Raw genomic sequence first — 9,924 nt, forward strand, 5'->3', positions numbered from 1 at the left:
ATAGGCTGCATATTTAGATTTGATATTTACAATTATTTAAATTTATTAAAATGTTTGAGTTACTAAAGAAAGATTTAAAAGTCGGAGATACTGTTAAGTTTTATTTAATTACAGGAAAAGAGCCAATGGGTTTAATTCTTGAAATTGGAGACAACTATGTATTGCTTCAAGAGAACAACTCAACTGGAACTAGAATTTTTGATAAATTAATAGGAGGATGGGATATTGTTAAAATTAAAGCAAATAATGATCATGTTTTAAAAGAATCGAAGACTGTCCAACAAAAATCAAATGTTGGAGTTCAAAAATCAGTGAATTTATGTGTTGATTTTATTAAAAGTTTAAATAAAACAGATTTAAGTGTAGATCTAAGACCTAATTCAACAATTTTTTATGTCAAAGAAGGTTCTTGTTATGCAATTTACGACAAAAACCCAAAGATTGATGAGGTTCAAATTGACTTGACTAGGATATATGATGAAAATCTAATTACAGAAATTAAAAAAATAAGAGGGAAAGCAAATATTCCAGTTTGGCTAAGTTATAAAAAGATAGGAGATAAATTCGTTGCAACAGTAGTTGTGGGATTAATCAGTTTTGAAAACCTTCTTAATCAAGTACAAGAGTATATTAAAATTGGGAATTTTCAGTTGGCGTATCAATTATTATGGGCATTACATCCAGTGTTCAGTAGAAATCAAAATTATATTAAATTAAAAAAAGATTTAAAACCCTTACCTAGTGATAGATCAATTAAGTCTATTGTACCTAAGAAAAGGGAGTTGGTTTCAGATTATAAAGAATTGGAGATAGAAATTGTCGATTTCATGAAGAATTCTGCTCTCGAAGAGGCTTTGAGTAAAATTGAAGATGGTCTTATGCAAGAATTGCCAGACAAATATAAAAGCAGTTTACTTTTGAAAAAAGCTCAAATTTATTCTTCTTTAAATCAACCTGAATATTCAGAAAAGGCCTATTTAGAATTAATTAAATTTAATGAATCTATCCATGCTGCGTCAAATACTTTAAGTCATTTATATACAGAGTTAGCAAGATTACAATCTCTTAGTACAGAAAAGCAAGATCAAGCAAAAAAAAGTATTATTAAAGCTCTTAGATTAAACTCTAAAAATGATTTAGCCAAAAAAATAGCGTTGAGAATTAAATCTACTACTACTACTACTACTAAAGACAATAGTAATTTCGAAGATTTAATAATAGATACTCATGATGGTGGGACTGAAATTAGTAAATTAATAGATATAGATATTGATGAGCATAAATTTACACATCCAGAAATTTTAAAGAATGCAAATAAACCGACTACTTATATCGCTAAAATTATATTAGATCAAGCGAATTTAAATGAGGATATAAATGATGCTTCTAGGTATCCAATTTATTTAGAAGCTGCGAAAGCCTACAGTGAATTAAATATTGGTAGTTATGATACAGCGGATTATTTGGAGGCTGTTTCTAATTACTCAAGACTTAAGGGTAATGCTCTATTCTACAATTTTCAGAGGTATGTAAAAGATAAAGATGAAGATGTACAAAAACTAATTCGACTCAAAGACAGCGCTTGTAGTTATTATTTGGAGACTTTAAACTTGCTTTCCAATATAGATCCGGATTTGTTGTTAAACATCTTAGCTAACTATTTAAAATTAAACATAATTGTTTATCACCTTGAGAACCAATTAAGTTTTAATAGAAATGTAATATTTGAAGGTCAATTTGGGGATGTTTTTAATTTTTGTTTGAAAAACAATAACCAAGAGATAGAAAAAATTGCATATCAAACAATCATAGAAATTGGATCTGCGAGTATTACGGCTTGGAATCAATTAGCACAATTACCGAAAGGTACAGGTAGTTTGTATATGCAATTTTACAAACAGAAAAATCGAGAAAGAATCTTTAAGAACATTAATGAAATTATAGGTTTCACTCAAGATATAAGTTTAAGTTCATCTGATTTTTTAAAATTAGCTTTTGCACAAAGAAATAAATTAAAAGATCAATTACATTCGATGCTTTCTAAAATAGAGAAGATAAAGGTTGAACCATGTAATTTTAATGAATTAAGCGCTAGATGGAATGAGCTTTTGAGTTTTGAAAACTTATTTAGCACTACTGATATTGAAATTAAAGAGGAAATTGATAAATTGATATTGGTATTACAACCTTACTTGAATAGGAGTGAAAGTGAAAGAACCACAATATTGTTTCAAGCAAGAAAAATTATTGAAAAGCAAATCGATTTTATAGAAAACAATACCACTTACTATGGTAGAACATTATTTTTTGGACTTCTTAAAAAGTGGAAAAAAGAAATTGATAATCTTTTAGAACATAAAATAGCTGAATCTCTTCCTTCATTGAATGTTCAAGTTGATCCATCTTATTATTGGAAAGATAAAGATGAATTCAAAACTTCAATAATTATATCTAATGAAGGTGATTCAACTTCAGAAGGTTTTTTTATGAGCGTTAAATTTGAGTCACCAGAATATGAGTATGAAGAAGAAGATATACTTGAGTTTGATTTAAATACTGAGATATCAGCAGGGAATAAGGTACAAGCGGATATTAAAATCCCTACTTATTTGATTGAAGATTTTGCTGCGGTAGAATTAGAATTCAAAGTCTATGCTATTTATCAAAATAAAAGGGTTAGGGAAAATAATTTTAGATACACTTTAGAAAAAGAACCTGAGTCTTATTTAAAATATGAGGATATACCTTGGAAAGATGGACCAGTTCCACCAGAATATTTGTTTAAAGGAAGAAAAGGTTTAATAAATAATTTAAAAAGTCATTATTTGTCAAGTGAAAGAACACAGGCTTATATTTTATATGGTTTAACTAGAACAGGTAAAAGTTCAATTCTAAAATATTTAAATAAAAGTATAGATAGAGAAGAATTGTTGTCTAATGGTAAGAAATATAAATTATTAACTTTTGAATGGGAATTTCAAGAACTTTCTAATAGCTCAAATGCAAGAGAGTTCTATCAAGCTCTGATCTATGAAAATATGTATCGTATTTTGGAAGATAAAATTAATGGTGAATTATCTTCTTTAAAAGTACCAGAAGAAAGGACCCAATTTAAACATTTAAGTATAGTAATTGAATTTTTAAATTCAAGAGGTTATTTTCCAATGTTTTTTATTGATGAATTGTCATATGTTAAGGATTTAATGGATAGAGGTACAATTAGCCCAGCTTTTCTAGCAGCACTAAGACAATATTCTTTGGATGGTAAAGCAAGTTTCATTTTTGCAGGAACATATGATATTAAGAAACTTTTATCAGATGAACATTATGGTATTACAGGTCAATTTGTTCACACTATTGAGGAGCAAATAGATAGTATTAAGGATGATTCCGCAAATGAATTAATTAATGTAATGGGTGAAAAGTTGATATTTACACCTGATGCAAGAGAACATATACGTCACCTCTCAGGAAATATACCTTATTTTATTCAGATATTGTGTAAAGGTTGTGGTGATTATGCAGTTGAAAATAATAGACGTTTTATTGGATATCCTGAATTAGAAAAAGTAGTTCGTATTTTAACAGGTGAAGACAGAAGTTCATCTTCACTAGTTAAACGATTACCTGCAGGAAAATTTCAAAATAATCAATACAGTCCTACTGATCCTAAGGAAGCATCTGTTCTTTTGTCAACCTTATCTCACATTAATAAAAATGCTGTAAGTTCACGAGGAGTTGGAGTTTATGAACTTGAAAGAATTTGGAGTGAAAATGGTTTAAATACTTTTAGAGCCAAATTAGCAAATTCCTTAGAAGATTTATTAGAGAAAAAAATATTATATCAACTTGATGACGAAGGAATCCCTGTTTATAAATTTTCTGTAGATCTATTTAGACGCTGGTGGTATTTTCAACATCAAGATATTAGTTTAGAATTATCAACCTTATCAGAAGAATAATGAAAGTAGCGTTTAATCCGAAAAATGAAATTACTAATCCAAATGAGTTGTTTGGATGTGATGTACTGTTTAATCAACTGGTTGCAATGGCAAATAGAAAAAGTAATACTCAGTTGATTGGAATGAGAAGATTTGGTAAAACTTCATTATTTAAATGTCTTGATGTTTATTTAAAAGATGATCCAAACTCTAAAGTGTATCCTTTATATCTTGATTATAAGGAGGTTGGTTCTCAAGTTAAAGGTAAAGCTAATGTATACAGATATGCAATAGCTCAATTTATATCAAAGATTACAAATGATAAGATTCTTACTGAATCGGAGATGTTTAGAGGTCAGAAAATAGAACCTTCTGAATTTTGGGAGGATGTTTATATAGATTTAGATAAGGTAAATGATATAAGAGTTCCTGGATTATTTGAAGATATTATTACATTTTTTTCAGATTTATTGGATAAAACGATTTTATTTTTATTCGATGAATATGAATACTTATTCAGGTTTTCATTTGATGATCCAACGGATTTTATGAGATTGAGAAATTTCACTTCAAAACAAACTGATAAAGGTTTAAATCCATTTACATTTTTTATTACAGGATGTGACTCTTGGGAACATTTATGCTCAATTACTGGCTCACCTGAATTGAATTGTATTGATCAAACACTTTACGTTTGTCCAATTAATTTTGAGTCATTTGAAAAAATGTGGTTTTATGAGATTAAACAATTAGAAACTTGTCCTGAAGATGTGAAATCTGCAGTAGATGAATTTTATAAATTGTCTGGTGGAGTACCGTTTTATGGGAAGGTGTTAGGAAGTCAGTGGATAACTAGTCAGAGTAGATCATATAATGGAAACCTAAAAGTTCATATACAAGAATTATACAATTCGCTTGAAAATAAGCAACAACATATTTTGCAAGAATTATTGAAAAAAAATCATAGTTTGAAATCATCTTCTTCTCTATTGGACTTAATTGATAGAGGATTAATTATTGAGAAAAAATCGAACAAATATGCTATATCAATTAAGTTATTAGAAGAATATATTAAATCAATAAATGTAATTCAAAAGCAAAATATTTTACCTGAAAGTCATAGAATTACTGAAAGTATTGAAAGTTTAATTCTTACAATAAATAAGAGCCATTTTAATAAGAAAAACGCATACATATTTACACCATTAAATGAGGATATTTCATTATATAGAGACCTCAAAACAGAATGTTTATCCTCAGAACAATTTACCTCATTCTCTGTTGCAGTCTATCATATTATTTTTGAACGAACTAAAGCAAATAAAAACGGAATAGATATTTCAAAAAATAATTTACCAAATAAATTTAAGAATAAAAACGAATTTATTGATATCATTGATATTCTAAGACATTCATTTGGTAAAGGACATTTGATGGAGAAATTCACCCTCAGACCTGGACAATTGAATAAAGTTCAGATGCTACATAAACTAACAGGATCTAGAAATGAGCCAAGTAATCAAGAAGAGTTTAGCTTTTTACAAGTGAAGGTTTTAACACTATTTGAAACGGAATTGAAAAGGTTAAAAGTCATTGTTAATCAAATGTGATTTTTTTTATGCAAGTCTACTGCATATAAAATATTCACTTTTGTACAAAATAAATGAATAATGAATATTAACCACCACTTTAAAAGTATAACTCTCACAATTGATCAACAAAAAGCGTTGACTGAAATTGAGTGTTTTTTTAACAAGGAAACTCAAATATTCATTCTTCAAGGTTACGCAGGTACAGGAAAAACAACATTAATCAAAGGAGTTGCTGATTATTTGAACTCAGAGCACAAATGTTTTGAGGTAATTGCACCTACAGGTAGAGCAGCTAAAGTGTTAAGAGATAAAACAGGTAGAGGAAGAACGATTCATAGTGCTATTTATAATTTAGAGGATATAAAAACTATTAATGCAGACGCTAAAGAAGAGGCGGAACATTCTATTAGGTATTCTTTTCCTATTGACTTAACCAATACCGATGAGCGCATTTTAATAGTAGATGAAGCTTCAATGATTTCTAGTCGCGAATCTAAAAATGAATTATTCGATTTTGGGACTAATATTCTGTTGGATGATTTACTAACCTTTACATTTCATACTAACAAGAACAATAAAATCATTTTTGTTGGTGACCCTGCACAATTACCACCAGTTGGAGATAATAATTCGCACGCTTTAAGCAGGTTATATTTTGAGGATTTAGGATATAAATGTGGTTTAAGCACTTTAAAAGAAGTAAAACGTCAATCGAATAATTTAATTCTTAAAAATGCGACAACTATTAGAACCTTATTGGAAGAGGAAAAAAGAAATGAATTAATATTTGATTTTGATGACGAGTCTTGTGTAAAATTAAGTGCAACAGAAATTATTGATACGTATCTAAATTTATTTCCCAATCCTGAAATTGGTGATGGTGTTATTATCTCATTTTCTAATTCGCAATGTTATCATTATAATCTTGGGATTAGAAGCACTCTTTTTCCTCAACAAAAAGATGTTTTAGCAGGCGATTTGCTTTTAATCAATAACAATAATTATCATACGTATGATACCGAATTATTTAATGGGGATATTTCAAAAGTAGTGAGAGCTTCCAACACGACAGTTTCTCAATCAGCGCCAATATTCGTTATTGAAAAAGGAAAACAAGTTAAGAAAATCATCACATTAGAATTTAGAAAAGTAACAATAAGAGTTCCAAATTATGAAGGAGAAATTGATTGTTATATAATTGATTCTTTATTAAATTCGATAGATAGGGACTTAAATGTAGATATGATGAAGGCTTTATACATAAATTTTGTCATACGTTTTCGAGAGTCTCAAGAAGAGAGGAAATCAAAGGGTTTATCTTTTTATAAAGTAGGATCAGAAGAGTTTAAATTAGCTTTAAAAAGCGATCCATTTTATAATGCATTACGCGTAAAATATGGTTATGCCATTACGTGTCATAAAGCGCAAGGTGGAGAATGGGATAAAGTAATTGTGGATTACTCTGGCAGAGTAGGTTTCTCAAACGATGCTCTTCGCTGGAGCTATACTGCAACAACGCGTGCTGTAGATACATTGTATACTTTGAATGCACCTTACTTTACTAGTTTTAGTAAGTTGAGATTTTCTACAACTACCGAGATTGGAAGAATTCCTAAAAATGCATTAAGTTTTGATACCGTGAAAACATCACCATTTCATAACGATAGTCAGCATAAGGGTAAAAGCTTAAAATATTGGAGTGTTTTAGAAAGACTAGAAAGTACTGATTTCAGGATTACGAATGTAGAATCTAAAGGTGATTATTTGGAACGATATTCTGTTGAGAATTCACAAAACTTAGTGATTACGTTACAAGCGAGTCATGTTGGTTCTGGTCATTTTTTAGATCAATTTATGGTGTTAAATAAGGCGGGGTTAAAAGAAGAAAAGGAATTGGAAACTATTTTTAATTCTAAAGAATCTTTGCATTATACATTAAGTTATTCGCCTTACAATAAGCCTTTAGAAAATTTATATTCTATAATGCAAGAGGAATGTAATCAGCTAGATATTTCAATAACCAATATTGAAGAGCATATTTCAAAAAATTATATAAATTATCATCTAATAACGGATTCAATTTACGCTTCGATTCAATTTTATTTTAAAAAGGAATTTAGGTTTTCAACGGCAATGGTGAAAAGTTACAATTGTGATAATGATATAAAATTGATAAAATTAATTGATAAACTCAGTAATTATGCCAGCTAAAGAAATAAAAGAATTAAGACAATCTGGAAGATTAGATGAAGCACTTGCAATGGCTCATGAAGAGTTAAATGCACAACCAGATAATATCTGGGGCAAGCGCAATATTAGCTGGGTGTATTATGCATTTTTAAAAAAACATGTTCAAGAATCCAATTTTGAGGGTTTTATTGAGAACCTTTTGAAAATCAAGGTGCTTAATTTACCTGAAGAAGAAGTAATGATTTTTGATACAACTGCATTTCAAATAGGTAGTATGCTTTTTAAAATTCAAAGTTTAGAGTCTGTAGACTATTCTAAGGTTAACCAGGTGTTTGATATAATTAAAGAATTTCATTTTACAAAGCCTTCAGATAGTTATAGTGTGTTAATGAAAGCTTTTCAAAAGGGAGCTCAAAATTGGTCTAGGTTTATTGAGTTTTCAGAATGGTGGGGCTTGGAAAACTTTAATGGTTCCGATTTTCAAACAGAGGAATACAATGGTAGACAATTATCTGCTTTGGTAGATAAAGTTTATGGTAGTTATAGTAAAAAGTTAATAGAAGGAGAGCATATAGACGCATTTGGCGCAATTAAAAAGGTTAATAAAGAGAAGGTTCAACAATTTTTACCTTATTTAGATCGCATTATAGATAAGCACCCCGATTATAATTACTTGCCTTATTATAAAGCACAAATGTTACTGAAATTAGGGAATAAGGATAATGTGCTCGCTGCATTTTTACCGTTCGCAAAACAAAAACAAAATGATTTTTGGGTTTGGGGATTAATGGCTGAGATTTTTAAAGATGATAAAGAACTAGAATTTGCTTGTTATTGTAAAGCTTTAAGTCTTAAAACTCCTAATGAGTTTTTAATTAAAACCAGGCAAGTTTTTGCAAAGCTTTTAGTAGATCGCAAATTATATGCAGAAGCTAAAACAGAAATTAAACTTATAATTGCCGTTCGAAAAGACAAGGGGTGGAAGATACCGAATGATATTGTGACTTGGACAGAATGTAGTTGGTATGTAGAAGCAAAAGAAACTCTTAATAATAAAGAGTTTTATGCTAAGCATGTAAAGAAAGCAGAGGAATTATTGTTTAAGGATTTGCCAGAGCATTTAGTTGCTGTGGAGTTTGTTAATTCTGATAGAAATATATTGAATTTCGTCAAGGATGAATTATTTCATGGGTTTTTTAATTATGAAGGCATGGTGAAGAACCTCAAAATAGGAGACGTATTAAAAGTGCGTTTGGAACCTATAGGGAATGAAGGTTTTCATAGAGCTTTAACAATTCAGGCTTTAGATATGAACTCTGATGTTACTGTGTCATCTCTCAAAGAGTTATCAGGTGCTATAAATATTCCAGAAGGCAAAAAATTTGGATTTATCGATGATGTTTTTGTACCACCACATGTTATTGAAGAAAATAACTTATCTAATAAAGATGAGGTTAAAATTAAAGCTATTTTATCTTTTAATAAATCAAAAGAAAAGTGGGGTTGGAAGGGGTATTCTGTTTAGTTTTTCGAAATACTAAGAGTAAAAAAATTATAAAGCAAAAAAAGAATAAACAACATTACCAGTATCCATATCAAAATAGGATAGAGCACCATCATGTCTAGGAGGTATATTATTAATTTTATGATAACGATTTACAATCTGTTTTTTTAGGTTTTCCAAATCACCTTTAGTAGCGGGTTTATTTTCTATAGGAGTCAGCATGGATTTTAAACCATCAGCTAACAAACTACCCGCAGCTGCATTTCCTGCTCCAGCTAAACTCATAGAATCCACTTTGTTTTTAACAAGAGGAGTTGGAACAGTTGCAATGTCAATTTTAGTTTCAGTATCAGGGATTGTAGTAAGTTTATTATCTGGTTTATTTCGTGCATGATGTGCTTTCGAACGACAAGAATTGCTACAATATTTTTGAACACGACGACGTTTGGGGTCAAATTCTTTATAACAATACTCACAAGTATAAAATTCCATTTTTATTAATTTAGCGTCAAACGAACGTTCGTTTGACGCTAAATTAATGTTTTTTGTGATTTTTAGACTAATTTTGTCGTCAAATATTTTATAAAGTTAAAGATCAACACTAAAAACCGAGCTTAATAAAAACCTGTCAATCTCATCATCATCAATTATTAGCTTTCGCTTTTTTGTAGGTTTAGTTTTTTGTCTAACAGGTAGA

Annotated in this window: 5 protein-coding genes; 4 read left to right on the plus strand and 1 reads right to left on the minus strand. The window is 29.4% G+C overall.

Features of this window, described 5'->3' with window-relative positions:
- The first annotated feature begins 50 nt into the window (after positions 1-50).
- From ACJJV4_RS00470 to ACJJV4_RS00485, 4 genes are read left to right on the plus strand one after another with little or no spacing between them, the layout of a single operon-like run.
- Positions 51-3,962: a hypothetical protein gene (locus ACJJV4_RS00470; protein WP_405291017.1), complete on the plus strand. Its 3,912-nt coding sequence runs from the start codon at positions 51-53 to the stop codon at positions 3,960-3,962.
- Entirely contained in the window at positions 3,962-5,551 is a 1,590-nt protein-coding gene (locus ACJJV4_RS00475; RefSeq protein ID WP_405291019.1) for a hypothetical protein, read from the plus strand. The genes ACJJV4_RS00470 and ACJJV4_RS00475 overlap by 1 nt, the downstream gene beginning before the upstream one ends.
- 60 nt (positions 5,552-5,611) lie before the next feature.
- Complete coding sequence (locus tag ACJJV4_RS00480; protein WP_405291021.1) at positions 5,612-7,744, plus strand: ATP-dependent RecD-like DNA helicase; 2,133 nt, start codon at positions 5,612-5,614, stop codon at positions 7,742-7,744.
- Positions 7,734-9,248, plus strand: a complete 1,515-nt coding sequence (locus tag ACJJV4_RS00485; RefSeq protein ID WP_405291023.1) for a DUF7017 domain-containing protein — start codon at positions 7,734-7,736, stop codon at positions 9,246-9,248. Before ACJJV4_RS00480 ends, ACJJV4_RS00485 begins: the two co-directional genes overlap by 11 nt.
- A gap of 27 nt (positions 9,249-9,275) precedes the next feature.
- Here ACJJV4_RS00485 and ACJJV4_RS00490 read toward each other — a convergent pair whose 3' ends face one another.
- Entirely contained in the window at positions 9,276-9,719 is a 444-nt protein-coding gene (locus ACJJV4_RS00490; protein ID WP_405291025.1) for a hypothetical protein, read from the minus strand.
- Between the last annotated feature and the right edge of the window lie 205 nt (positions 9,720-9,924).

The sequence above is a fragment of the Algibacter sp. Ld11 genome (assembly GCF_045066735.1).
In the GTDB taxonomy this organism is placed as follows: domain Bacteria; phylum Bacteroidota; class Bacteroidia; order Flavobacteriales; family Flavobacteriaceae; genus Algibacter.